The sequence below is a fragment of the Fulvimonas yonginensis genome (assembly GCF_037137055.1).
Taxonomy (GTDB): Bacteria; Pseudomonadota; Gammaproteobacteria; order Xanthomonadales; family Rhodanobacteraceae; genus Frateuria_A; species Frateuria_A yonginensis.
Map to the genome: position 1 here is coordinate 228,955 of NZ_JBBBNY010000004.1, position 24,686 is coordinate 253,640.

Sequence of the window (24,686 nt, forward strand, 5' to 3'; positions counted from 1 at the left end):
GACGGGCCGACCACGCGGTGTCCTTCCCCGAGCCCCAAGGGCAGCAGCGTTCCGGCGAAGCGGAGCCTGGCAGCACCAACCCTCCGCCGAAGCCCCGGACTGCCGCCGTCGACGCGGCGCCCGACACCAAATGTTGGGTTGACCGCGGCATCACAGCCCGATATGTTGTGTCCGTCGGTGCCCGCCCAGACGATCGTGTCGGTCGGGCTTAAAAGGGAATCCGGTGCGAATCCGGAACTGCCCCGCAGCGGTAAGCGGAAACGAACGCCTTCACATGCACTGGGCCGCCGCGCCTGGGAAGCGAAGGCAAGTAGGCGGGATCGAACGATCCCAGGTCCGCGAGTCCGAAGACCTGCCGGCACGCCAGGCCCCAAGGGCCGGCGGTCGCGCCTCCTGAGACGCGCCCGTCCGACCCTGACGCGACCCGGCGCGGGTGGCCGCTTCCGCGGGGAGGCGCGTCGCATGCGGAGATCCGTTCGTCCGCGTGATGCGTGTCCTCCGTGCAAGCGAAAACCTCAGGCCCTGCGCGCGGGAGCAGGCGTTTGACGATTTCGGAACCGTCGCGTCGGGGCGCTCTCCTCCGTCACGGCGCGGCGGCTTCCTTTCCGGAGATCCGCATGGACACCCTCGACACTCCTTCCCGCGAAGGCAGCGCCGCCGCGCGTGCCGACGATTTCGCCCTCACCCCGCCACACAGCCCCGCGCAGATGCGCGTGACCAAGCGCAACGGCGCCACCGAAAGCGTGGACGTCAACAAGATCGTGCGCGCTGTGACGCGCAACGCCGACGGCCTGCACGCAGTCGATCCGCTGCGTGTGGCGCTGAAGACCATCGGCGGCCTGTACGACGGCGCGACCACCGCCGAACTGGACCAGCTCTCGATCCGCACCGCCGCCGCGCTGACCGCCGAGGAGCCCGAGTACGGCCAGCTCGCCGCGCGGCTGCTCGGCGCCTACATCGACAAGGAAGTGCGCGGCCAGGAGATCCAGAGCTTCTCGCAGTCCATCGCGCGCGGTGCGGAACTGGGCCTGCTCAACGCGCGCCTGCGGGACTTCGTCGCCGCGCACGCGCGCAAGCTCAACGACGCGGTCGACCCGCTGGCCACGCGCCGCTTCGAGTACTTCGGCCTGCGCACGGTCTACGACCGCTACCTGCTGCGCCATCCGCAGACGCGCAAGGTGATCGAGACTCCGCAGCACTTCTTCATGCGCATCGCCTGTGCGCTGGGCGGCAACGAAGTCGGCGAGACGCTGGCGCTCTACCGCCTGTTCTCCGCGCTGGACTACATCCCCAGCTCGCCGACGCTGTTCAATGCCGGCACCGCGCACGAGCAACTTTCCTCCTGCTTCCTGCTCGATTCGCCGGCCGATTCGCTGGAGGCGATCTACGACAGGTACGCGGACGTGGCCAAGCTTTCGAAGTTCGCCGGCGGCATCGGCCTGTCCTTCACCCGCGTGCGCTCGCGTGGCTCGCTGATCCGCGGCACCAACGGCCACTCCAACGGACTGGTGCCGTGGCTGAAGACGCTGGACGCCTCGGTCGCCGCAGTGAACCAGGGCGGCAAGCGCAAGGGCGCGTGCTGCGTCTACATCGAACCGTGGCACGCGGACATCGAGGCGTTCCTCGAACTGCGCGACAACACCGGCGACGAGGCCCGTCGCACGCACAACCTCAACCTGGCCAACTGGATTCCGGACGAATTCATGCGCCGCGTGGAGAGCGACGGCGACTGGTCGCTGTTCGACCCCAAGGCGGTGCCGCAGCTGGTCGACCTGTGGGGCGTGTCGTTCGAGCACGCCTACCGCGAGGCGGAAGCCGCCGGCCTGGCCGTCAAGACGGTGAAGGCGCGCGAGCTCTACGCGCGCATGCTGCGCACGCTGGCGCAGACCGGCAACGGCTGGATGACGTTCAAGGACCGCTGCAACGCCACCGGCAACCAGACCGCCGAGCCGGGCAATGTGATCCACCTGTCCAACCTGTGCACCGAGATTCTGGAAGTCACCGGCGCGGACGAGACCGCGGTGTGCAACCTGGGCTCGATCAACCTGGCCCGGCACGTGGCCGAGGGCGCGTTCGACTTCGACAAGCTGGCCGCCACCGTGCGCACCGCGGTGCGCCAGCTCGACCGCGTGATCGATCTCAACTTCTATCCCATCGCCACCGCGAGAAACGCGAACCTCAAGTGGCGCCCGGTCGGCCTGGGCGTGATGGGCCTGCAGGACGTGTTCTTCCAGCTGCGCCTGCCGTTCGACGGACCCGAGGCGCTGGCGCTGTCCACGCGCATCGCCGAGGAGATCTACTTCCATGCGCTGGACGAGTCCTGCACGCTGGCCGAACAGGCCGGCGCACACCCGGGCTTCAGCCAGACGCGAGCCGCGCGCGGCGAGCTGCAGTTCGACTACTGGCCGCAGGCGGCGCCGCACGACGTGGCACGCTGGGACGCGCTGCGCGAGCGCATCCGCGCGAACGGCCTGCGCAACGCGCTGCTGGTCGCCATCGCCCCCACCGCGACCATCGCCTCGGTCGCCGGCTGCTACGAGTGCATCGAGCCGCAGGTCTCCAACCTGTTCAAGCGCGAGACGCTCTCGGGCGACTTCCTGGTGGTCAACCGCTACCTGGTCGAGGAGCTGAAGACCCTCGGCCTGTGGACGGCCGACGTGCGCGACGCGATCAAGCTGGCGGAGGGTTCCATCCAGGGCATCGGTGCCATTCCCGAGCGGCTGCGCCGGATCTACCGCACCGTGTGGGAGCTGCCGCAGAAGGCGCTGATCGACCTCGCCGCCGCCCGCGGTGCCTACATCGACCAGAGCCAGTCCCTGAACCTGTTCATGGAGAACCCGAACATCGGGCCATTGAGCTCGATGTACATGTACGCCTGGAGGGCCGGCCTCAAGACCACGTACTACCTGCGCTCGCGCCCGGCGACCAAGATCGCCAAGACCACCGTGGTCGCGCCCAGCCAGAGCCAGGCGAACGCAGCGGTGTTCTGTTCACTGGAGAGCCCGGAGTATTGCGAGGCCTGTCAGTGATGGGAGACGCACGTGCCGCGTTATCGCAATCTCGACGGAAATTCGGGCGTCACCAGGTACGAACTCGGTGCCGACTGGATCCAGGTGTGGTTCGTCAACGGCGAGGACTACCGGTACTCGGCTGCCAACGTCGGAATGGAGCACGTGCTGAACATGCACGCGCTCGCGCGGGCTGGGAAGGGCCTGGCCGGCTACATCAGCAAGCACGTCCACGACGACTACGACCGCGAGGCCTGAAAGTCCCCTCCCCGCGGGAGGGAGGTTGCGGTGAGGGTACGCCCCGCCACCGCCGTCCACTTGAGGCAGGCGCATAGCACCGGACTCGAAGGGCCGCACGCCCAGCGTCCACGCACGCCCCGCACCCTCATCCGCCCCTTCGGGAGGCTTTCTCCCGAGGGAAGAGGAAAGACACCCGAGGCTCACCCCATGACCAGCCAACTGCTCGACCCCGGCTTCGCCCTGACCCTGCGCCCGATGCGCTACCCGGCGTTCTACGAGATGTACCGCGCCGCGATCCGCAACACCTGGACGGTGGACGAGGTCGACTTCGCGCCCGACCTCAACGATCTGCACGGCAGCATGAACGATGCCGAGCGCCATCTGATCCGCCGCCTGGTGGCCTTCTTCGCCACCGGCGACACCATCGTGGCCAACAACCTGGTGCTCAACCTCTATCAGCACGTCAATGCGCCGGAGGCGCGCATGTACCTCGCGCGCCAGCTCTACGAGGAAGCGCTGCACGTGCAGTTCTACCTGACCTTGCTGGATACCTACATCCCCGACCCGGCCGAGCGCCACCAGGCCTTCGCGGCGATCGAGACCATCCCTTCGATCCACGCCAAGGGCGCGTTCTGCTTCAAGTGGATCGATTCCATCCAGAACCTGCGCCGCCTGGAGACGCGTGAGCAGCGCCGCCAGTTCCTGCTCAACCTGATCTGCTTCGCCGCCTGCATCGAAGGACTGTTCTTCTACGCCGCCTTCGCCTACGTCTATTACCTGCGTTCGCGCGGTCTGCTGCACGGGCTGGCCTCGGGCACCAACTGGGTGTTCCGCGACGAGAGCGCGCACATGGCGTTCGCCTTCGAGGTGGTGCGCACGGTGCGCGCGGAGGAACCGGAGCTCTTCGACGCCGCGTTGCGAGCGCAGGTGGAGCAGATGCTGGAGGAGGCGATTGCCTGCGAGACCCAGTTCGCCCAGGACGTGCTCGCCGGCGGCGTGGCCGGCCTGTCGGTGAAGGACATGCGCCAATACCTGGAGTACTGCGCCGACCAGCGCCTGGCCCAGCTCGGCCTGCCCAGGAAGTACGGCGCCGCCAATCCGTTCGACTTCATGGACCTGCAGGACGTGCAGGAGGTGACCAACTTCTTCGAGCGGCGCGTTTCGGCCTACCAGGTCGGCGTGCAAGGCGAAGTGGCGTTCGACATGGCGTTCTGACACGCTGGCGGCTCGCGCCGCGAGGACACCGATGAGCCTGGCCGACGTCACCGTGCTGTTCGACAGCCCGCTGCTGCGGATCACCGGCATCGACTGCCGCCACCCCCGCGGCGGCTGCGGTTGCGAACGTGGCGACGAGCGCACGCACCTGGCCCTGTTGCGCCGCGGCGGCTTCGGCTACCACCTGCGGGGCGCGACCTACCTGGGCGATCCGGCCACCGCGTTGCTCTACCGGGCCGGCGACAGCTACCGCATCTCGCACCCGTTCGAGGGCGGCGATGCCTGCACCTGTTTGGAGGTGGCGCCGGAGCACGAGGAGGAACTGTTCGGCCGGTATCTGCGCGAGCGCGCCGACGCCGCGCGTACGGTCACGAGCGCGGAGCAGTACCGGCACCTTGCGCTGCACGCTGCGCTTGCACGCGGAGAAGCCGACCGGCTGACCGCCGAGGAATCCGCCGCCGCGCTCTGCCACGACCTCATGCACCGCGATGCCCCACCGCAGCCGTGTTCCACGGCGGCCCGTCGGCTGGCGCGGCGCGCCCAGGAAATCCTGCTGAGCGATCCTGCCGACGCGGGCGGCCTGGCGTCGCTGGCCGCGCGCGTCGGTTGCTCGCCGTTCCACCTCACGCGGGTGTTCCGCCGCGCCTTCGGCCTGCGCCTCAGCGAGTACCGCACGCGCCTGCGTCTGGCGCGCGCGCTCGACTGCCTCGCCCGCGGCGCGGACGATCTGGCCGCGCTGGCCTGCGAACTCGGCTTCAGCCATCACAGCCATTTCGGTGCGGCGTTCCGCCGGCACCTCGGCCTCACCCCTGCGGCGGCCCGCGCGCGGCTGCGCACGGACGGCGCGGCGCGCATGAGCAGTATTTTGATAGCGGCACCTTCGCGCGATCGCTAGCGTGGCCGGCGCCAGCCCTCGGGAGACGCCATGAAGACCGCCATCGCCCTGTTCGCCCTTGCCGTGGCCTTCCACGCCCACGCCACCGCGCCCCATCGGATGCTGCCGCCCGCGCTGGCCAAGGCGGTTGCCGCGTTCGACCGCGCCCAGATGCAGGGCGACGGCGCGGCGCTGGCACGCCTCCTTGCCGACGACTACGTGCTGTTCAACAGCCGTGCCCGGGTCGAGGACAAGGCCGCCTTCATCCGCGACTACACCGCGCCCGGCTTTTCGATGGAGCCGTTCACGATCGAGGACGAGGTGGTGCGCCACTGGCCCGGCGGCGCCGTGCTGGGCGGCGTGGTCACGCTGGAAGGCACCCGCGAAGGCAAGCCCTACAAGGTTCGCCTGCGCTTCGCCGACATCTGGGCCGAGCGCGGCGGCCGCTGGCAGGTGATCTTCACCGAGGCGACGCGGGTGCCCACACCGTAGCGCTTGCCGGGAGGGTCGTGCCCGCGGCTCGGTCCGCGATGTCACCTGCGACGGGGCCTGGGCCGCTGATGGGCTGGCTCGGTGCCCTGATCCGCCCGTGGGGCAGCGTCCCGCGCGCACGGGAGGGCTGCGGCCGTACTCGCGGACGGCAGAACCGGCGCTGAAGGGGCCGTGAAAATTTCGTTCGATTGTCACAAGGGCGCGCCTACAATGCGCGCCATTGCGCCGGTCTGCCCGGCCCACGCGTCCCTGCCCACCGCCTCCCTCACGGGAGGCGGCGTCGTGCTGGGCGGTGGAACCGTGTTCGTCACAACCTCGGGAATCCCATGAAATCCATGATCCGCGTGCGCGTCCTTCCGTTCGCCATCGCCTCGCTGCTGGCGGTGGCCCCGGTGGCCGCCCAGAACATCACCACCTCCGGCGCCAACGGCCGCGTGCTCGATGCCCACGGCCAGCCGGTCGCCGGCGCCACCGTGACCATCGTCCACCAGCCCTCCGGCACGACCAAGACGGTCACCACCGACGCCGACGGTCGCTACGCGGCGCAGGGCCTGCGCGTGGGCGGGCCGTTCGCGATCACCGTGAGCAAGCCGGGCCTGGCCGGCGCCGAGCGGGACGGCGTGTACCTGCAGCTGGGCCAGCCTTCCTCGATCAACCTGACCATGGGCGCGGCCGCGGCCGAGGCGAGCACGCTGGGCGCGGTCACCGTGAGCGCCTCCGCGCTGATGCAGACCTTCTCGACCGAGAACAAGGGCCTGTCCACCACCATCTCGCAGCGCCAGCTGCAGGCCACCCCGCAGGGCAACCGCTCGATCGACGACGTGGTGCGCCTGGATCCGCGCATCACCGTGACCGACCAGGGTACCGGCGCGATCTCCGCCGCCGGCATGAACAACCGCTACAACAACATCGCCGTGGACGGCGTGACCCAGGGCGACCCGTTCGGCCTGAACGCCAACGGCCTGCCCTACCAGAAATCACCGATCTCCCCCGAGACGATCGCCGAGTACAACATCTCCACCGCCAACTACGACGTGTCCTCCGACGTGGTCGGCGCGGACGTCAATGCGGTCACCAAGTCGGGCACCAACCAGTTCCACGGTTCGGTGTACTACGCCTACCGCAACGCCAACCACCTGGTCGGCGACGCCGGCTGGCTGCCCAAGGACAACCCGGGCTACCACTACAACGGCTACGACAAGGACACCACCTACGGCGCCAACGTGGGCGGCCCGATCATCAAGGACAAGCTGTTCTTCTTCGTTTCGGCCGAGCACGAGAAGACCACCGGCATCGGTGCCGACTCGGCCAACGGCCTGGACGACTCGCTGGGCAACGGCCCGTCCACCAGCAACAAGGTCTCCCCGGGCGACCTGCAGAAGATCATCGACACGGCCAAGCAGCTGGGCCTCACCCCCGGCGTGTTCGGCGGCCCGACCGGCCTGACCTACGACGACAAGCGCTACCTGGGCAAGATCGACTGGAACATCTCCGACAACCACCGCGCCAGCTTCACCTACCAGCGCACCAAGGAGATGCTGCCGGCCGTGGGCGGCAACAGCCCCTCCAGCGTGGGCCTGACCAGCTACACCTACACCAAGGCGATCACCACCGACAATTACGTCGCGCACGTGTTCGACGACTGGACCGACAGCTTCTCCACCGAGGCGAAGGTCGGCTACCAGAAGTACCTGCAGGACACCACCGCGCCGTTCCAGCAGCCGTCGGTGACGGTGAACCTTTCGCCGGACGGCAAGGGCCCGTCGGTGAACCTGGGCGAGGAGCGCTACCGCCACTACAACCACATCGACACCAAGAAGCTCAGCATCTTCCTGGCCGGCACCTATTACCTGGGCGACCACGCGATCAAGGGCGGCGTCGACTACCAGCGCAACAAGATCAACAACCTGTTCGGCCAGGCCCAGTTCGGCGTCTACACCTTCTGGGGCCTCGACAACTTCGCCGCCGGCAACTACAACAAGTACGAGCTGTACCACCCGGCGCCGGGCTACACGCTGGACGACATCGCCGGCAAGTGGACCTACAGTCAGATCAGCCCGTTCCTGCAGGACACCTGGCAGGTGACCGATGCGCTGTCGCTGCAGTACGGCGTGCGCGTGGACATCCCGCATTCCAGCGACCAGCCGGTCTACAACCCCGCCTTCGAACAGGCCTTTGGCTATCCGAACAACTACGTGGTCGGCTCGTCCAACCGCGTGGTGGAGCCGCGTCTGTCGTTCAACTACCTGTTCGACAGCGAGTACAAGACCCAGCTGCGCGGCGGCGTGGGCCTGTTCCAGACCAATCCGCCGACGGTGTGGATGACCAACCCGTTCCAGAACAACGGCGTCACCCTGCTCAACTACACCTCGTTCGACCCCTCGAGCGCGCCGTTCAGCCCGGACCCGTTCAACCAGAACATCCCCGCCGGCGGCGGCGCGGGCTCGATCGACACCATCGCCAAGGACTTCCGTCTGCCGACCGTGTGGAAGATGAGCCTGGCGCTGGACCGCGAACTGCCCTGGTGGGGCCTGGTGGGTTCGGCCGAGTACCAGCACATCAAGGTGCGCGACGGCATCCTGTACCAGGCGGTGAACTTCGGCGCGCCGACCGGCGTGCTGCCCGACGGCCGCGAGCAGTACTGGGCGACCCCGGGCGAGGCGCCGACCTCCAAGGACGCGCTGGCCAACCGCAACCGGGCCTTCAGCAGCGCCTCGACGCTGCTGACCAATACCCATCGCGGCAAGTCCGACAGCCTGACCCTGGCGCTGAACAAGCCGTTCTCGGAGAACTGGTTCGGCAATCTCAGCCTGACCTTCAACCACGCCACCGACGTCGACCCGGGCACCGACACCATCGCCTACAACGGCTACCAGCGCGTGGCGCGCCTGAATCCGAACTCCGACGTGGAGGCGACCTCGAACTACAACGTGGCCAAGGTGCTGAAGGCCTCGCTGACCTGGCAGCACGCCTTCTTCGGCGACTACCAGACGCAGGTGTCGGCGTTCTACAGCGGCCGTACCGGCATGCCCTACACCTGGGTGTTCAGCAACGACGCCAACGGCGACAGCATCTCGGGCTGGGATCCGGCCTACATCCCGGCGGTGAACGACCCGAAGGTGGCCTTCGCCCCGGGTACCAGCCAGCAGGTGATCGACCAGTTCGAAGCGTTCCTGGCCAGCGACGACTACCTCAGGCACCACCGCGGCCAGATCGCCAACCGCAACGGCGACCGCACCGCCTGGGTGAACGAGCTGGACATGAGCTTCTCGCAGGAGGTGCCCGGCATCTTCAAGGGCAACAAGGGCGAGCTGCGCCTGGACATCTACAACGTGCTCAACCTGCTCAACAAGGACTGGGGGCAGCAGCGCAACACGGGCATCTACCCGACCCGCAGCCTCGCCAGCTACGCCGGCGTGAATGCGCAGGGCCAGTACGTGTACACGCTGCCCACCGACAAGAACGGCAACTACCAGCCACAGCAGCTGCAGACCTACGACGGCGGCTTCTACGACCCCAGCCGCGTGGTATCCCGCTGGTCGGCGATGCTGACCCTGCGTTACTCGTTCTGACGGGCCAGGCCTCGGCCGGTCCCGCGACGGGCGCCTTCGGGCGCCCGTTTTTTTTTGCCCGCGCAATACCGGCCCCCCCGCTCCCCTGCAGGGCGAGGGGCGGGAGCCGCTCCGTCGTCCGAAGAGGATGGTGGAGCGATCCAGCAGCCCTTCCGGCCTATTGACTACAGCTGTAGTCAGCGCTAGCTTGACTACAACTGTAGTCAGGAAAGCCGCCATGCCCCGCCCTTCCATCGGCGACCAGGAACTCGCCCTGCTCCACTACCTCGCCGAACACGCGCCGGCCTCGGTCGGCGAGGTCGCCGCCGGTTTCGGCGAGGCGCGCGGCCTGGCCCGCTCGACGGTGCTGACCATGATGGAGCGCCTGCGCGGCAAGGGTTATCTCAAGCGCCGCCAGGCCGGCGGCATCTACCGCTACAGCCCCGCCACCGCGCCCGGCGAGGCGATGCGCAACGCGGTCGGCAGCTTCGTGGAAAAGACCCTGAGCGGCTCGCTGTCGCCGTTCGTGGCCTACCTGTCCGAACGCGCCGAGGTCAGCGACGAGGAGCTGGCCGAGCTGGAGGCGCTGGTGGCCCAGTTGCAGTCGCGCCGCAAGGAGACCTGACATGCCGACCCTCACCGCCCTTGCCGGGGACCTGCTGCAACGGCTCGCCTGGACCTCGCTGCAGGCCTGCGTCCTGATCGCCGCGGTGGCGCTGCTGCTGCGCCTGGCACCGCGCATGCCGGCGGCGGCACGCAGCGCGCTGTGGTGGCTGGTGGGCGCGCAACTGCTGCTCGGCCTGAGCTGGAGCCGTCCGGTGGAACTGCCGCTGCTGTCGCCCGAACCGGCGCCGGTGTCCGTCGCCGACATCGCTGCGCCGATGGTCCCGAACGCAGCGGCTCCGCTGGCCGACCTCGCCGCGCCGGCGCTGCCCGCGCAGGCGCCCTCGCCCACGGCCGCCGACCGCACGGCCACCGCCGATCGCCTGGCCTCCACCGGTCCGCTGCTCGCCGTGCTGGCGTGGTTCGCCGGGTTGGTGCTGCAGGTGCCGCGACTTTGGCGGCAATGGCGACGCGCGCGCGCCGTGCACGCGCACGCCGAGCCGGTGGCCGATCCGCTCCTGCGCGAGCGGTGCCGCCGCCAGGCGCGGGCGCTCGGCCTGCGCCGCTGCCCGCAGTTGCGCCAGTGCGCCACGGTCACCTCGCCGCAGGTCGCCGGCTGGTTGCGCCCGGTGGTGCTGCTGCCGGCGCGGCAGGCGCTGGATGCGCGCGAGTGGGAGCTGGCGCTCGCCCACGAGCTCGCCCATCTCGCGCGGCGCGACCTGTGGTTCGGCCTGGTGCCGGCGCTCGCGCAGCGATTGTTCTTCTTCCACCCGGCGGTGCGCTGGGCGATGCGCGAGTACGCCCTGCACCGCGAGGCGGCCTGCGACGCGCGCGTGATGCGCGACCACCACGCCGCGGTGCAGGCCTACGGCCGGCTGCTGCTGCGCCTGGGCGTCTCGCATCCGCTCCACGCCGGCCTGGCCGGCGCTTCCCCCACGTTCGACAACCTGAAGAGGCGACTGCTCATGCTGCAGCAAAGCGTCAACGAATCCTCGCCCCGCGCGCGCGGCTGGCTGCTGGTGACCCTGGTCGCCCTGGCCGGCGTGCTGCCCTACCGCGTCACCGCAGGCGATACGCCGGCCGCGACGGTGCCGCCCGCCACGTCCCCGGCACCGGCCATTGCGCCCCAGCCGATGCCGGCTCCTGCGGCCGCTCCGGCGCCCGTCGCCGCCGCGTCGGTGTCGCACTGGCCGGCCCCGCCTCCGCCGCCGCCTGCGCCGCTCCCGCCGGCGGCACCGCTGTCCCCACCGCCCCCGCCGCTCGCGAACTTCGATGGCTTGTCGGCCCGGCACGTCTACATCGACAACGGCAATCCCGGGGGCGACGGCTTCGCCCTGCTGGACGACGACGCGGTCATCGTCACCGCCGCGCAGTCCGACATGCCCGCGATCGAGCGCCTGTACCGGAACGCGGGCAAACCCATGCTGTGGTTCCGTCGCGACAGCAGGACCTACGTGGTGCGCGACGAGGCGACGATCGAACGGGCGCGCCAGGCCTTCCAGCCGGTAAGCGAGCTGGCGCGCGAGCAAGGCAAGCTCGCCGGCAGGCAGGGCAAGCTGGCCGGCAAGCAGGCGGGACTGGCCGCCCGCGAAGCCGGCCTGGCCCGCGAGCAGGCCGAATTGGCGCGGCAGCAGGCAGAGCTGGTCCGGCACTCCGGCTCGGACACCACGGCCATGCGTGAAGCCCGCAGGCAGGCCCTGGAGCAGGAGCAAGCCAAGCTGGAAGCCAAGCGCGCCGCCCTCGAACAGGTGCAGGCCTCGCGGCAGCGCGAGCTGGAAGCGCAGCAGGCCGAGTTCGAGAAGCAGCAGCGGGCGCTGGACCAGCGCCAGCAGCAGGTCGCCCGGCAGGCCGGGCAGCAGATGCAGCAGTTGCTGGAGGAGGCCGTGCGCAGCGGCAAGGCGCAGCCGCTGGGCAAGGGCTAGCGCTGGTCCATCGGCCGGGCCGCCGTCGGCGGTCCGGCCCGCATCCGGTGGCGCCGCTCGAAGGCACACCGGCGCGGTCCGCCTGCCACGTGCGCGGGCCGTTCGTCCACCCGGGCCACCCGCCCGTCACCGACCAGGCGACCGCGATTCCCGGGCAGGGCACCCTCGGCGGACCATTCGCCTGGAGAGCCGCCATGTCCTGCCGCTTCCTGCGCCACGCCCTGCTCGCCCAGGCCTGCGGCCTGGCGCTCGCCTGCGGCAGCCCCGCTGCCGCCGCGGTCGACGAAACCGCCCGCTCCGAAGCGGCCGTGCTTGCCGTCGAGGAGCACTGGCTGCAGGCCGAAGGCACCGGCGACACCGCCTGGCTGGCGCAGATGCTGCTGCCGTCCTACCGTTCGGTCGGCGCCGACGGCGCCGTGCACGACCGCGCCGCCATCCTGGCCCACGCGCGGAGCGCCAAGGGCTCGGATCGCGTCATGCGGCGGATCCAGGCCTACCTGTCCGCGCACCCCTCGGGCAAGGCAGTGCGGCTGGAGGGAAACCTGGCGATCGTGTCCTTCTACGACCCGGCGCAAGGGCCACAGCACATTCGTTCGTCCGACGTGTTCGTGTACCGCGACGGCGGCTGGCACGCGGTCTACTCCCAGCACAGCACGGCACGCTAGCCCCATCTTCCCGAGGCATATCGCCGGAAGGCCGAAGGCCGGGACAAGCCCGGCCTTCGGTGGGTTTCCGGTCGCGACGCCCCTCAGTCCTTGGACGGGGTGAAGCCGAACTCCTTGGGCGGCGTGTCGCCGGCCAGGTAGCGCACGAAGTAGTCCCAGCGCCGGCGCATGGCATAGGCGCCCTTCTCCTTGCCGTAGCCGTGGTGCACGTTGGGGATCAGCAGCAGGTCGAAGTCCTTGTTCGCCTTGATCAGCGCATCGGCGACCAGCAAGGTGTTGGACGGCGGCACGTTGTCGTCCAGCGTGCCGTGCACCAGCATCAGCCGGCCCTTGAGGTTGGCGGCGTGGCTCTGGTTGGCCTGGTCGTCGTAGTTGGTGCTGCCGTCCTTGTTCCTGACCAGCGGGCCCTGGTACTTCTCGGCCCAGTCGTCCTCGTAGTTGCGGTTGTCGTGGTTGCCGCTCTCGGACCAGCCGACCTTGAAGAAGTCGGGGTAGCGGAACATCGCGTCCGCGGTGGCGTTGCCGCCGCCGGAATGGCCCCAGATGCCGACGCGGTCGAGGTCGATCCACGCGTAGCGCTTGCCCAGTTCCTTGATGCCGGCCACCTGGTCGGGCAGCGTGTTGTCGCCCATGTTGCCGTACCAGGCGTCGTGGAAGGCCTTGGAACGCCAGGGCGTGCCCATGCCGTCGATCGCCACCACGACGAAGCCGAGCTCGGCCAGCGCCTGGTTGTCGCCGCGCGCGGCGAGGAAGTTGCGCCCGCGCACCGAGCCGGTCTGCGGACCGGGGTAGATGTAGTCGATGACCGGGTACTTCTTGTGCGGATCGAAGTGGCTGGGCCGGAACAGCATGCCGTACAGGTCGGTCTTGCCGTCGCGCGCCTTCACCGTGATCGGCATCGGCGGCACCCAGCCGGCCGCGCGCAGGCGGCTGATGTCGGCCCTGGCGACGGTGGCGAGCGTGCGGCCGTCGTGGCTGTCGCGCAGCACGGTGACCGGCGGCTCCGTCGGGGTCGAGTACGTGTCGACGAAGGCCTTGCCGTCGGGCGAGAGGGTGATCTCGTGGTTGGCCGCTTCCGGCGTGAGCAGCACCGGCCTGCCGCCGTCCAGGCTGACCTTGAAGAACTGCTGGTAGTACGGGTTCACGCCCGGCGTGCGGCCGACGCCACGGAACCACACGGTGCGCGTCTTCGGATCGACCTTGAGCACCTCGGTGACGTTGCCTTCGCCGGTGGTGATGGCATGCTTGAGCTTGCCGGTGTCGAGGTCGTACAGGTACAGGTTGCCCCAGTTGCTGCGCTCGGAGAACCAGATCGCCTCGTGGCTCTCGGGCAGGTAGAACCAGTTGACCTGGCCGTTGCCGCTCTCGTAGTAGGTCGGCACGTGCTCCTCGAACACGGTGCGTACCGCGCCTGTCTTCGGATCGGCGATGCGGAACCATTCGTCCTTGTGGTAGCGCGAGGTGGAGACGAAGGCCAGCGTCTTGCCGTCGCTTGCCCACTTCACGTCGTCCCAGCCGCCCTCCGGGCCGCAACTGATGTCATCGCACAGGGTCGAGCGGTGCTGGTCCGGCGGCATCTTCAGGCGCACCACCTTCCTGGTGGGCACGTCGATGACGACGCGCTCGATCATGGTCACGTGCTCGTCGCCGGCCAGCGGGCCCTTCCACTTGAGCAGCTCGGAGTGGCCGACCTGCGTCTTGAGCAGGTACATGTCGCCGGTCTTGCGCTGATCCTGCTGGAAGGTGGCGATCTGCTTCGAATCGGGCGACCACACCAGGATCGCGTTGTCGGTGTGCTTCCAGCCGGCGTTGTCGGTGGCGTAGCCGAAGTTCTCCACGCCGTCGGTGGTGAGCTGGGTCTCCTTGCCGGTGGCGACGTCACGCAGCCACAGGTTCCAGTCGCGGATGAAGGCCTCGGTCTTCTTGTCCGGCGACAGCACGCCGGGCTCCTTGCCGGCCTTCCTGGCCACGCATTCGCCCTGCGCCGACTTGAGGTCGCACAGGTAGTGCCGGCCGGCGACCTGCACGTCCAGCCGGCCGTCGTTCGCGATCACGTAGTCGCGGATGCCCAGCTTGTCGGCCTTGATCGGCTTGGCCAGCGCCTTGCCCAGCGCGGCGGCGAGCCGCGGCTGGTCGAAGGCATCGGACACCTTGCCGCTGGCGGTATCCATGACGCGGTAGTGGTCGCCCTTGGCGTCGTGGTCGACATACCAGAAGTGCGTGTCGTCCAGCCAGGTCACGCGCTGGACCGCATGGTCCACCAGCGGCACGGTGGCGTCGCCCAGGAAACGCTCGGCCCGCGCGTAGTCGTCGGCGCTCAGCGTGCGACCCTGCGCGAACGCGCCGGTGGCCACCAGGCCCAGTGCCAGCGCACCGGCCAGGCGCGCCTTGCCCATCATCGAAACCATCTGTTTTCCCCTTTGAGGACCTGCGAACGGTCCGATCCTAACGTGCCGAAAGTCATGGCACCCCTGCCAAAGGTCGGGGGCGTTGACGTGCGGGCCGAGCGGACGCACGCTCGCAATTTCCTGCAGCGGAGCGCAAGCGATGGCTTACGTCGTGATCGGCAACTACGTCTCGCCCTACGTGCGCAAGGTGCTGGTGTGCATGGAGCTCAAGGGCCTGGCCTACCGCATCGACCCGATCGCGCCATTCGTGGGCAACGACCGCTTCGAGCGCCTGAGCCCCTTGCGCCGCATCCCGGTGCTGCTGGCCGGCGATCGCGTGTTCAACGATTCCTCGGTGATCTGCCAGTACCTGGAGGACGTGCATCCCGCGCCCGCGCTGTACCCGAGCGACCCGGCCGACCGCGCGCAGGCGCGCTGGCTGGAGGAGTACGCCGACACCTACCTGGCCGACGGCCTGATCTGGCGGCTGTTCTACCAGAAGGCGATCCGCCGCTACGTCTTCGGCGAACCCGCCGACGAGGCGGTGGTGCGCGAGGCGCTGGAGGTGCACATCCCCCGCGCGCTGGATTACCTGGAAAGCCGGCTGCCCGCCGAGGGCTTCCTGTTCGGCGCCCTGTCGATCGCCGACGTCACCATCGCCTGCATGTTCCGCACCGCCGCGTTCGCGCGCTTCGCCATCGATGCCGGGCGCTGGCCGCGCAGCGCCGCGTTCGTCGAGCGGGTGCTGGCGCTCGAACCGTTCCGCAAGCTTGCCGTGCTCGAGGACGCGGTGCTGCGCCAGCCATTGGCCGAGCAGCGCGCGGCACTGGCCGCGGCCGGCGCGCCGTTGACGGCGGACACGTTCGGCACATCGGCGCCGCGGCATGGCCTGCCGCGCACGTAGCGGGCCCCCGGCGGCGCCTGCGCTTCGGTCCGCGGCCTGCGCGCGGCACGAACGGTCGAGGGCCGCCGGCAACCGCCGCGCGTAGGCACGGGCCGGGGTCGAGGGTCCGCAAGCTCACCGCAGCGACCCGAACTGCGATGCCGCCCGTTCCACCAGCCAGTCGATGAACACGCGCAGTCGCGCCGGCATCTGCCGCCGCGGCGGGTAGAGCACGGTCAGCGGCAGCGTCGGCGGCGGCGTCTGCGGCAGCAGCTCGACCATGCGGCCGTCGGCCAGTTCCTGCGCCATGCGGTAGCGCGGGAACTGCGCGATGCCCATGCCGGCGCAGCAGCAAGCCAGGTACGCCTCGGCACCGTTGACGGTGACGCGACCGGGCAGGGTCACCTCGCGGCGCCGCCGCCCCACCATGAATTCCAGCGGCTCGCACCGGCGAGTGGTGGGCGAGGCCCAGTTCACTGCCTGGTGGCCGTCCTGCAGCTCGGCGAGGTTGCGCGGCCGGCCGTGCCGGCGCACGTAGTCGGCGCTGGCGATGGTCACCTGCGGCAGCGCCGCGATGCGCCGGCCGACCATGCCGGCGTCGCCCGGCTCGCCCACGCGCAGGGCGCAATCGACGCCCTCGCGCACCAGGTCGACCCGCCGGTCGGTGGTGCCAAGGTCCAGCTCGACCTGCGGGAAGCGGGCGAAGAATTCCGGCAGCGCCGGGATCACCAGCAGCCGCGCCAGCGTGGAGGTGAGTTCCACGCGCAGACGGCCACGCGGCTGGATCACCCCCTCGCGCAGGCTGGTCTCCACTTCGTCCACGTCGGCCAGCAGGCGCACGCAGTGGGCGTAATAGGCCTCGCCTTCGCGGGTGACGCGCACGCGCCGCGTGGTCCGCTGAAGCAGTTGTGCGCCGAGCCGTTCCTCCAGTCGCCGGATCGCATGGGTGACCGTGGCGCGGGGCAGGTTCAGGTCGTCCGCGGCGGCGGTGAAGCTGCCGGTTTCCACGATGCGCGCGTACAGCCGCATGGCCTGCAGGCGGTCCATGGATTGTTGATCCTGCTTGAAAGGTGATGGCGATTATTGAGCATTTATCCGGAGGCCGCAGCAGCGCACGATGGCCGCCCCGCCACCCAACCCGGAGATAGCCCCATGGAAATGCGCACGCTCGGCAGCAACGGTCCCCAGGTTTCGGCGCTCGGCCTCGGCTGCATGGGCATGAGCGACTTCTACGGCGCGCACGACGACGCCGAGTCGATTGCCACCATCCGGCACGCGCTGGACCGGGGCGTCACGCTGCTGGACACCGCCGACATGTACGGCCCGCACACCAACGAGGCGCTGGTCGGCCGCGCGATCAAGGGCCGCCGCGAGCAGGCCTTCATCGCCACCAAGTTCGGGATCGTGCGCGATCCGGCCAACCCGCAGGCGCGCGGCGTCAACGGCCGCCCCGAGTACGTGCGCGCCGCCTGCGAGGGCAGCCTCGAGCGCCTGGGGATCGAGACCATCGACCTGTACTACCAGCACCGCGTGGACCCGAACGTGCCGATCGAGGAAACGGTCGGCGCCATGGCCGAGCTGGTGAAGGCCGGCAAGGTGCGTTACCTGGGCCTGTCCGAGGCCTCGGGCCAGACCCTGGCGCGCGCCTGCGCGGTGCACCCGATCGCCGCGCTGCAGAGCGAGTTCTCGTTGTGGACGCGCGACCCGGAGGAAAACGGCATGCTGGAGGCCTGCCGCAAGCTGGGCGTGAGCCTGGTCGCCTACTCGCCGCTCGGCCGCGGCTTCCTCACCGGCGCGATCCGCTCGCCGGAGGACTTCGAGCCGGACGATTTCCGCCGCCACAACCCGCGCTTCCAGGGCGAGAACTTCCAGCGCAACCTGGCGCTGGTCGAGCAGGTGAAGCAGCTCGCGGCCGACAAGGGCTGCTCGCCGGCGCAGCTCGCGCTCGCCTGGGTGCTGGCGCAGGGCAAGGATGTGCTGGCGATTCCCGGCACGCGCCAGCGCACCCGCCTGGACGAGAACCTGGGCGCGCTGGACGTGCGGCTGAGCGCCGACGAGCTCGCCGCGATCGACGCGGTGTTCCCGCCGAACGCCGCCGCTGGCGACCGCTACGCGGGCGAGTCGATGCGGATGGTCAACGCATAGCCGCTGCCGCAGGAGCGGGCTTGCTCGCGATGGGCCCGGTTTACCGCAGAGCGTCGCGGCGGGCCCGCCCTCGGTGGACCATCAAGGCCGTGGCGGGCATGGGGTCCGCGGTGCGCGGCCACTACACTTGCCGCATGAGCACCCCCGAACATTCCCCGCTCGGCAAGGCCACCGCCTACGCCGACCGCTACGACCCCTCGCTGCTGTTCCCGATTCCCCGCGCCGTCAAGCGTGCCGAGATCGGCGTGATCGAGCCGCTGCCGTTCCACGGCGTGGACGTGTGGAACGCCTACGAGCTCTCCTGGCTCGATCCGCGCGGCAAGCCGCAGGTGGCGCTGGCGGAATTCCGCGTGCCGGCCGACTCGCCGAACATCATCGAATCGAAGTCCTTCAAGCTGTACCTGAACGGCTTCTCGCAGGAGCGGATCGACACGCCGGCGCTGACCGGGACGCTGCTGCGCGACCTCGCCGTCGCGGCCGGCGCGCCGGTGGCGGTGGCGCTGACCCCGCCGTCCGCGGCGGCGTACGCGATCGCCGACCTGCCCGGCGAGCTGCTCGACGAGCTGCCGCTGGCGATCGACGACTACGGCCCGCCCAAGGCGCACTATCTCAGCGCCGACCACGGCGCCGCGCCGGTGGAGGAGACCCTGCTCTCGCACCTGCTGCGTTCGAACTGCCCGGTCACCGGGCAGCCGGACTGGGGCAGCGTGCAGATCGCCTACCGCGGCGCACCGATCGACCGGGCCGGACTGCTGCGCTACCTGGTCTCCTTCCGCACCCACAACGAGTTCCACGAGCAGTGCGTGGAACGCATCTTCGTGGACCTGATGGCGCGCTGCGCGCCGCAGCGGCTCAGCGTGTACGCGCGCTACACCCGCCGCGGGGGGCTGGACATCAACCCGTTCCGCAGCACCGACCCTCAGGCCGTGCCGGGCAACCCGCGCAGCGCCCGCCAGTAGGCAGGCGCATGCCTGCCTGCCGGTAATCGGCGCTTCAGATCGGCGGCGCTAGCCTTTAGCACCGGCCCACTGGCGGCCCTTCGACGCTCGCTCACGGATTCGACCATGAAGATCCACGCACGCACTCTCGTCCTGCACGGCGCGGCGCTGTCCGGCCTGCTGCTGCTCGCTGCCTGCGGCAAGCACGAGAACGAACCGGCCACCAGCCCGCCCGCCGCCAGCACCGCGGCCGCGCCGACGGCGGCACAGAGCGCCCCCGCGCCCGCCGCGACCACTCCGGCACCGGCCGCCACGACGCCGGCCGCCGCCGCTTCCGCCAGCACCGGCACCAGCGCCGCGGTGCAGTCGGCGGACGTGTTCAAGGTCGATGCCGTGACGCTGGGCGATGCGGTCACCGCCGGTTACCGCATCGCCAGGCCGACCACCACCTTCGCGCCCTCGCAGAACACCATCTACGCCAGCGTGGCCACCAGCGGCGCCACCCCGGGGGCGACCCTGAGCGCACGCTTCAGCTACCTGGAAGGCAAGGGCCAGGACGTCACCACGATCAGCCAGACCATCGCCACCGACGGTCCGGCCACCACCACCTTCAAGCTGCACAACCCGAACAACTGGCCGGCCGGCAAGTACAAGGTGGAGATCGCCGTCGACGGCAAGCCGGTCAGCAGCGAGACCTTCGAGGTCAAGGCGGCCTGACGCGTCCGCCAGCCGCGGCGCCCGGCGTGGGCGCCGCCTGCGCGGCTAGTGCGTGCGGTGCACCGCACGCTTGAGGTCGCGCATCTGGTCGTGCCCGGACTTCACCGAGCGATAGGCCTCGGCGATCAGTTCGCGCGTGGGTGGAGTGACGTCGGCATCCTCCAGTGCATCCTCGAAGCGGTGCTTGATGTGGTCCTCGCCGCGCTCGACCTCGTCGACCACCGCCACGTCGTCGCCGAGCTTGCGGCGCAGGTTGGTGAACATGCGGTGCGCGGAGGCCAGCACGCTGCCGTCGTCTTCCGGCGTCCCGCCGAGCGCCTGTACGTGGCGTTGCAGCCGCGCGGCCACCTGGCGGCGCTCGTTGGCACGCTCCTGGAAGGTGAGGCCGAAGCGGTTGCTGGCGGTGTCCTTCGCGGCCTCGGCGTAGCCGTGCGCACTGTCGATGGTGGTTTCGATCAGGTCGTTGAGTACGCGGATGTCGTGGTTCTGCATGGCAATCTCCGGAGGAACGATCGCCGGCGAGGGGCGATGGCCACCGCCGGCGCGACCATGCTAGGCATCGGCGGCGACGGCCCCGTGAAGCGCGCGGACGATCCGCTCGTCGCGTGGCCGGCACGCGCGCGGGTGCATGATCGGCGCATGGCTGCACGGAACGATCCGGCGCCGGTGTTCACCATCGGCCATTCCACCCATGCGTTCGAGGCGTTCGCGGCGCTGCTGCGCGCGCACGCCATCGCCTGCGTGGTCGACGTGCGCCGGCTGCCGGGCTCGCGCCGCCATCCGCAGTTCGACGGCCCGACGCTGGCAGCGGCGCTCGCTCCGCTGGGCATCGGCTACCGGCACCTGGCCGCGCTCGGGGGCAGGCGCGGGCGCAGCCTTGCGCCCGGCAGCGACTCACCCAACGGCTTCTGGCAGAACGCGAGCTTCCGCCGCTACGCGGACTACGCCATGGGCGAGGATTTCCGCGCCGGGCTTGCCGAACTGCTCGCGCTGTCGGCACGCACGCGCTGCACGCTGATGTGCGCCGAGGCGCTGTGGTGGCGCTGCCATCGGCGCATCGTGGCCGACTACCTGATCGCGGCCGGCCGCGCGGTGTGCCACATCCGCAGCGACGGACGCGCCGAGCCGGCCGCGATGACGCCCGCCGCACGCCGTGCGGGCGATCATCTGGTCTATCCGCCCGGGTGAGGCTCAGCGGTCGCCGAGCCGGCGCGCCACCTGGGGATCGAGCGAGGCCATGAACGCCTCCACCTGCGTGGTGTAGTCGCCGGGCGTGCCCAGCTCCTCGTTGATCTGCCGGTGCGAGAGGTCCTCGCCCAGCACCTGCGCGCGCATGTGCAGGCCCTCGGCCTCGGCGACGAAGTTGCGCGCTTGCGGGCAGGACTCGCGGCGGCGGGTCGAGCACACTGCCAGGAACGGCGCGCCGCGGGTCGCCAGCTGCTGCAGCGGCGAGGCCGCGCGCCAGTAGGCCGGGTCGTCGCCGAACGCGGCGTCGTACAGCGGCAGGTGCGGCCCCTGCATGATCGCCACCACGTTGAGCGCGGCACTGTCCAGCGCCACCGTGCCCAGCCACGGCAGCGCGCCCTGGTCGAAGGCCAGCACGGGCTCGGCCGAGATCAGCCCGACCAGGTGCGCGCCGGCCGAATGGCCCATCAGGATGAAGCGGTCGCGGTCGGCACCCCAGCCGGCGGCGAGCCCCTGCGCCGCCGCCAGCGCGCGCGCCACGTCGCGTGCCTGCTCGATCGGACGCGTGCCCGGCAGCATGCGGTAGTTGGTCGAGACCAGCACGAAGCCGCGCGGCACCCAGCGCGCGACCTTGTTCTGCACCACGCTGCGCATGGCCTTGTCGCCGTACGCCCAGGCCCCGCCGTGCACCATGAAGATCACCGGCGCGTGCGCAGCACCCTGCACGGGCAGATAGACGTCCATCCGTTGCGCCGGGTCGTCGCCATAGGGCACGTCGCGCAGCACGCGCACGCCGGGCGGGATGGTCGCCGGCGCGGTGTCCCCGGCCAGCATGTCGGATTGGGCGCGTTGCAGCAGGCGGTCGCGCAGGCTGCCGGCCATGGCCGGCGTGCACAGGGCGGCAAGCAGGGCGGCCATCAGGCCGGCGCGCAGGAAGGCGGTCGTCGGTGTGGTTCGCATCGGTTCCATGGGTCACCTGCAGTCGAAGGTATGGCCCTGCGCGTCGGTGCAGGTGCCGGTATGGCTGAGGCCCTCGCCGCGGGTATAGCTGGTCTGGCCCTGGTAGCTGTTGCCGGTGGCGCCGCTGATCGAGCTGTCGTGGCTGAGGGTGCCGCCGGCACGGGTCGTGCTGCCCTGGTAGCTGCCGCGCGCGCCACTGGCGAGGGTCTGGCGGCTGGCCATGCGTTCACCGTCGGCGGTACGCGTGCGGCTGCCGCTGCGGCTGTAGCTGCCGCCGTCGGCGCGCTGCCCGCTGGCCGCGTAGCCGGCCTGGAGCGTGCCGTCCGGACCGCGCTGCACGCGACGTCCGCCCTGCATCGTCCCGCCGTTCGCCCCCTGCACCACGTAGCCGCTCCGGCGGGCGATCGTACCGTCGTTGCCCACCGTGGTGCGGCGGCCGCCCACGGCACGGCCGTCGGGACCGGACACCCCCCCGGCACGCACGTGACTGACGCTGCCGTCGCCGCCGACGGTCGTACCGCCGGCATGCCAGGCACGGCGTCCGTCCGGCCCGGTGGCGAGCGTACCGTGGGTGCGCGCGATGCCGCCGGCATGGGTACGGTGGACGGAAGCGCCGTGGCGCACCCCGGCCGGGGACGGCGGGGAGGCGAGCAGGCAGGCAAGGCCGAGCAACGGCACGATCGACAGGCGCATGGCGGGCTCCTCTGAAGCGTCCTGAGCGGACGTGGAGCGATGGTCTCCGTTCCGCGCGGGAGAGGTGTTTCACCGGCGCGTGCCGGTGTGAGCGGGTATTGCCCTTGTCCGTTCCGGAAACATCCGCTTACACATCCACCGCCCGCCCGCTTGCCGCCCGCGCGGCGCCACCCGATAGTCCGCGCCCATGGACCCGGCCCACATCCTGGTCGTCGACGACGACCTGCGCCTGCGCGACCTGCTGGAGCGCTACCTCGCGCAGCAGGGCCTGCGCGCCACGGGCGTGGCCCATGCCGCCGGCATGCGCCGCGCACTGGCCGCCCACCACGTGGACCTGATCGTGCTCGACCTGATGCTGCCCGATGCCGACGGCCTGGCGCTGTGCCGCAGCCTGCGTGCCGAGGGCGTGGACATCCCGGTAATCATGCTCACGGCCAAGGGCGACGACGTCGACCGCATCGTCGGCCTGGAGCTCGGCGCCGACGACTACCTGCCCAAGCCCTGCAACCCGCGCGAGCTGGTCGCGCGCATCCGTGCCGTGCTGCGCCGGCGGCCGCGGGGCCCGGTGGGCGCGCCGCAGGCCGAACAGGCGCCGGTGCGCTTCGGCCGCTTCGTGTTCGATCCGGCCACACGCCAGCTGCTCGACGGCGATACGCCGCTCAAGCTCACCAGCGGCGAGTTCGCCGTACTGGCCGCACTGGTCGCCCATCCGTTCCAGACGCTGAGCCGCGAGCGGCTGATCGCGCTGGCGCGCGGGCGCGAACACGACGCCTTCGACCGCAGCATCGACGTGATGGTCTCGCGGCTGCGCCGCCTGCTCGAGCAGGACCCGCGCCAACCGCGCTGGCTGCAGACGGTCTGGGGCGAGGGCTACGTGTTCGTACCCGACGGCGGCCGCGCATGAGGCGGACGCCGTCCACCTTCGCGCTGGTCCTGGCGCTGCTGGCGGCGGCGCTGCTGCTGGCGCTGGTCCTGGCCGGTGGCCTGCAGCGGCGCTTCGGCCGCCAGGTGGTGGGCGAGAGCTACGGCCGGCTCGCGCTCGCCACCGCCACGGCCGTCGACGCGCTCGCGGCGCAGCCGCAGGCGCCGGCGGCGCGGCAGGCACTGGCCGCGCTGCGCGGACTCGGCGTGCAGGTCCGCGACACGCCGCCGCAGACGTCGACCGCGCGCCGTGTCACACCAGCGCTGCACGCCATCGCGCAAAGCGCCGCCGGCCTGCTCGGCGATCCGGCGCGGGTGGCCGCCACGCAGACGCCCGTGTCGTCGCAACTGTGGCTGCGCAGCGCGCACGATCCGGCCCGCTGGGTGGTGCTGGAGCTGCCCAGCTACCGCCAGCGGCTGCTCGACTCCACCCTGCTGCTCAGCCTGTTCGCCGGACTGATCGCCCTGCTCGCGGCGGGTCTGTCCGCGCGCCTGCTCACCCGCCCGCTCGAACGGCTGGCGCAGCAGGCACCGGCGTTGCTGGACGGAGCCCCCGCCACCGTGCTGGAGGGCAGTCCGCGCGAGGTGCGCCGGCTCGCCCAGGCGATCGGCGAGGCCGGCGAGCGCCTGCGTGCCGCGGCCCGCGAGCGCGAGCTGATGCTTGCCGGCATCTCGCACGACCTGCGCACGCCGCTGGCCCGGCTGCGGCTGGCGCTCGAGCTGGGCGACGCCGCGGATCCGGCGCGCCGCGAGGCGATGGTGGTCGACCTGGAGGAACTGGACCGCGCACTCGAACAATGCCTGGCGTTCGTGCGCGAAGGCCGCGACGAGGCACCGCAGCCGGTCGACCTGGGCACGCTCGTCGGGCAGCTGCTCGCCCTGCGCGCCGCGCCCGACGATTGGCAGTTCGACGCCCCGGCAGGGCTCGTGCTGGCGGTACGCCCCACCCTGCTGCGGCGCGCGCTGGGCAACCTGATGGACAACGCCGAGCGCTACGGCCGCGCGCCCTACGCACTGACCCTCGCGCGCGAGGGCGCCTCGGTCGTGCTCGGCGTGGCCGACCACGGCCCCGGCGTGCCGGCCGGGCTGCTCGACCGGCTCGGCCAGCCGTTCCTGCGCGGCGACCCGGCGCGCGGCGGCGGCGGTAGCGGACTGGGCCTGTCCATCGCCGCGCGGGCCGCCCGCCTGCACGGCGGCCGGCTGGACCTGGCCAACCGGCCGGGCGGCGGCTTCCTGGCCCGATTGCGGCTCCCCGTGGGCCGATGATGCCCATCCCCGGCGCCTGTG

21 protein-coding genes and 1 riboswitch are annotated in these 24,686 nt (G+C 70.8%); of the genes, 16 read left to right on the forward strand and 5 right to left on the reverse strand.

Translation table 11 applies throughout. The features are described 5' to 3' along the window. The first annotated feature begins 158 nt into the window (after window positions 1–158). Window positions 159–374, forward strand: a riboswitch (cobalamin riboswitch). A 243-nt stretch (window positions 375–617) separates the two neighbouring features. The 9 genes from WAT24_RS08620 (at window position 618) to WAT24_RS08660 (ending at window position 12,570) form a co-directional block, all read left to right on the forward strand. Beyond that, window positions 618–3,029, forward strand: coding sequence for a ribonucleoside-diphosphate reductase subunit alpha (locus tag WAT24_RS08620; RefSeq protein ID WP_336807440.1), 2,412 nt, complete (start codon window positions 618–620; stop codon window positions 3,027–3,029). A gap of 12 nt (window positions 3,030–3,041) precedes the next feature. After that, on the forward strand, window positions 3,042–3,266 hold the full coding sequence (locus WAT24_RS08625) for a hypothetical protein (protein ID WP_336807441.1): 225 nt from the start codon (window positions 3,042–3,044) through the stop codon (window positions 3,264–3,266). A 189-nt stretch (window positions 3,267–3,455) separates the two neighbouring features. After that, complete coding sequence (locus WAT24_RS08630) at window positions 3,456–4,463, forward strand: ribonucleotide-diphosphate reductase subunit beta (RefSeq protein WP_336807442.1); 1,008 nt, start codon at window positions 3,456–3,458, stop codon at window positions 4,461–4,463. Between the two features lie 31 nt (window positions 4,464–4,494). After that, on the forward strand, window positions 4,495–5,358 hold the full coding sequence (locus WAT24_RS08635; RefSeq protein ID WP_336807443.1) for a helix-turn-helix transcriptional regulator: 864 nt from the start codon (window positions 4,495–4,497) through the stop codon (window positions 5,356–5,358). A gap of 30 nt (window positions 5,359–5,388) precedes the next feature. Further along, window positions 5,389–5,829 carry a nuclear transport factor 2 family protein gene (locus tag WAT24_RS08640; protein ID WP_336807444.1) on the forward strand — a complete coding sequence of 147 codons (441 nt, stop codon included), beginning with the start codon at window positions 5,389–5,391 and terminating at the stop codon, window positions 5,827–5,829. Between the two features lie 326 nt (window positions 5,830–6,155). Further along, complete coding sequence (locus WAT24_RS08645) at window positions 6,156–9,401, forward strand: TonB-dependent receptor (protein ID WP_336807445.1); 3,246 nt, start codon at window positions 6,156–6,158, stop codon at window positions 9,399–9,401. A 217-nt stretch (window positions 9,402–9,618) separates the two neighbouring features. Next, the gene (locus tag WAT24_RS08650) at window positions 9,619–10,005 is read left to right on the forward strand and encodes a BlaI/MecI/CopY family transcriptional regulator (protein ID WP_336807446.1); all 387 of its coding nucleotides are present in this window, start codon (window positions 9,619–9,621) and stop codon (window positions 10,003–10,005) included. Between the two features lies 1 nt (window position 10,006). Beyond that, the gene (locus tag WAT24_RS08655; RefSeq protein WP_336807447.1) at window positions 10,007–11,905 is read left to right on the forward strand and encodes a M56 family metallopeptidase; all 1,899 of its coding nucleotides are present in this window, start codon (window positions 10,007–10,009) and stop codon (window positions 11,903–11,905) included. Between the two features lie 194 nt (window positions 11,906–12,099). Next, entirely contained in the window at window positions 12,100–12,570 is a 471-nt protein-coding gene (locus WAT24_RS08660; RefSeq protein WP_336807448.1) for a nuclear transport factor 2 family protein, read from the forward strand. An 83-nt stretch (window positions 12,571–12,653) separates the two neighbouring features. On the opposite strand, the gene WAT24_RS08665 is transcribed toward WAT24_RS08660, so the two are convergent. Then, complete coding sequence (locus WAT24_RS08665) at window positions 12,654–14,978, reverse strand: S9 family peptidase (protein ID WP_336807449.1); 2,325 nt, start codon at window positions 14,976–14,978, stop codon at window positions 12,654–12,656. Between the two features lie 139 nt (window positions 14,979–15,117). Here WAT24_RS08665 and WAT24_RS08670 point away from each other — a divergent pair, with 139 nt between their 5' ends. Further along, the gene (locus WAT24_RS08670) at window positions 15,118–15,861 is read left to right on the forward strand and encodes a glutathione S-transferase family protein (RefSeq protein WP_336807450.1); all 744 of its coding nucleotides are present in this window, start codon (window positions 15,118–15,120) and stop codon (window positions 15,859–15,861) included. A gap of 114 nt (window positions 15,862–15,975) precedes the next feature. Here the strand turns inward: WAT24_RS08670 and WAT24_RS08675 are convergent, their stop codons facing one another. Continuing rightward, window positions 15,976–16,887 carry a LysR family transcriptional regulator gene (locus tag WAT24_RS08675; protein WP_336807451.1) on the reverse strand — a complete coding sequence of 304 codons (912 nt, stop codon included), beginning with the start codon at window positions 16,885–16,887 and terminating at the stop codon, window positions 15,976–15,978. A gap of 105 nt (window positions 16,888–16,992) precedes the next feature. Here WAT24_RS08675 and WAT24_RS08680 point away from each other — a divergent pair, with 105 nt between their 5' ends. The 3 genes from WAT24_RS08680 to WAT24_RS08690 all read left to right on the forward strand — a co-directional run bounded on the left by WAT24_RS08680 (window position 16,993) and on the right by WAT24_RS08690 (window position 19,640). Continuing rightward, window positions 16,993–17,985: an aldo/keto reductase gene (locus WAT24_RS08680; RefSeq protein WP_336807452.1), complete on the forward strand. Its 993-nt coding sequence runs from the start codon at window positions 16,993–16,995 to the stop codon at window positions 17,983–17,985. A 134-nt stretch (window positions 17,986–18,119) separates the two neighbouring features. After that, window positions 18,120–18,944 carry an NADPH-dependent 7-cyano-7-deazaguanine reductase QueF gene (gene queF, locus WAT24_RS08685; RefSeq protein WP_336807453.1) on the forward strand — a complete coding sequence of 275 codons (825 nt, stop codon included), beginning with the start codon at window positions 18,120–18,122 and terminating at the stop codon, window positions 18,942–18,944. Window positions 18,945–19,049: 105 nt separating this feature from the next. Beyond that, on the forward strand, window positions 19,050–19,640 hold the full coding sequence (locus WAT24_RS08690; RefSeq protein WP_336807454.1) for a hypothetical protein: 591 nt from the start codon (window positions 19,050–19,052) through the stop codon (window positions 19,638–19,640). A gap of 45 nt (window positions 19,641–19,685) precedes the next feature. Here WAT24_RS08690 and WAT24_RS08695 read toward each other — a convergent pair whose 3' ends face one another. Further along, on the reverse strand, window positions 19,686–20,132 hold the full coding sequence (locus WAT24_RS08695) for a PA2169 family four-helix-bundle protein (RefSeq protein WP_336807455.1): 447 nt from the start codon (window positions 20,130–20,132) through the stop codon (window positions 19,686–19,688). A gap of 147 nt (window positions 20,133–20,279) precedes the next feature. Here WAT24_RS08695 and WAT24_RS08700 point away from each other — a divergent pair, with 147 nt between their 5' ends. Continuing rightward, the gene (locus tag WAT24_RS08700) at window positions 20,280–20,828 is read left to right on the forward strand and encodes a DUF488 domain-containing protein (protein ID WP_336807456.1); all 549 of its coding nucleotides are present in this window, start codon (window positions 20,280–20,282) and stop codon (window positions 20,826–20,828) included. A 3-nt stretch (window positions 20,829–20,831) separates the two neighbouring features. Here the strand turns inward: WAT24_RS08700 and WAT24_RS08705 are convergent, their stop codons facing one another. Beyond that, on the reverse strand, window positions 20,832–21,794 hold the full coding sequence (locus tag WAT24_RS08705) for an alpha/beta hydrolase family protein (RefSeq protein WP_336807457.1): 963 nt from the start codon (window positions 21,792–21,794) through the stop codon (window positions 20,832–20,834). A 3-nt stretch (window positions 21,795–21,797) separates the two neighbouring features. Then, on the reverse strand, window positions 21,798–22,478 hold the full coding sequence (locus WAT24_RS08710) for a hypothetical protein (RefSeq protein WP_336807458.1): 681 nt from the start codon (window positions 22,476–22,478) through the stop codon (window positions 21,798–21,800). Window positions 22,479–22,665: 187 nt separating this feature from the next. Here WAT24_RS08710 and ompR point away from each other — a divergent pair, with 187 nt between their 5' ends. Both ompR and WAT24_RS08720 read left to right on the forward strand, forming a co-directional pair. Continuing rightward, window positions 22,666–23,382, forward strand: coding sequence for an osmolarity response regulator transcription factor OmpR (gene ompR / locus WAT24_RS08715; protein WP_336807459.1), 717 nt, complete (start codon window positions 22,666–22,668; stop codon window positions 23,380–23,382). After that, window positions 23,379–24,665: an ATP-binding protein gene (locus WAT24_RS08720; protein ID WP_336807460.1), complete on the forward strand. Its 1,287-nt coding sequence runs from the start codon at window positions 23,379–23,381 to the stop codon at window positions 24,663–24,665. The genes ompR and WAT24_RS08720 overlap by 4 nt, the downstream gene beginning before the upstream one ends. The last annotated feature ends 21 nt before the right edge of the window (window positions 24,666–24,686 follow it).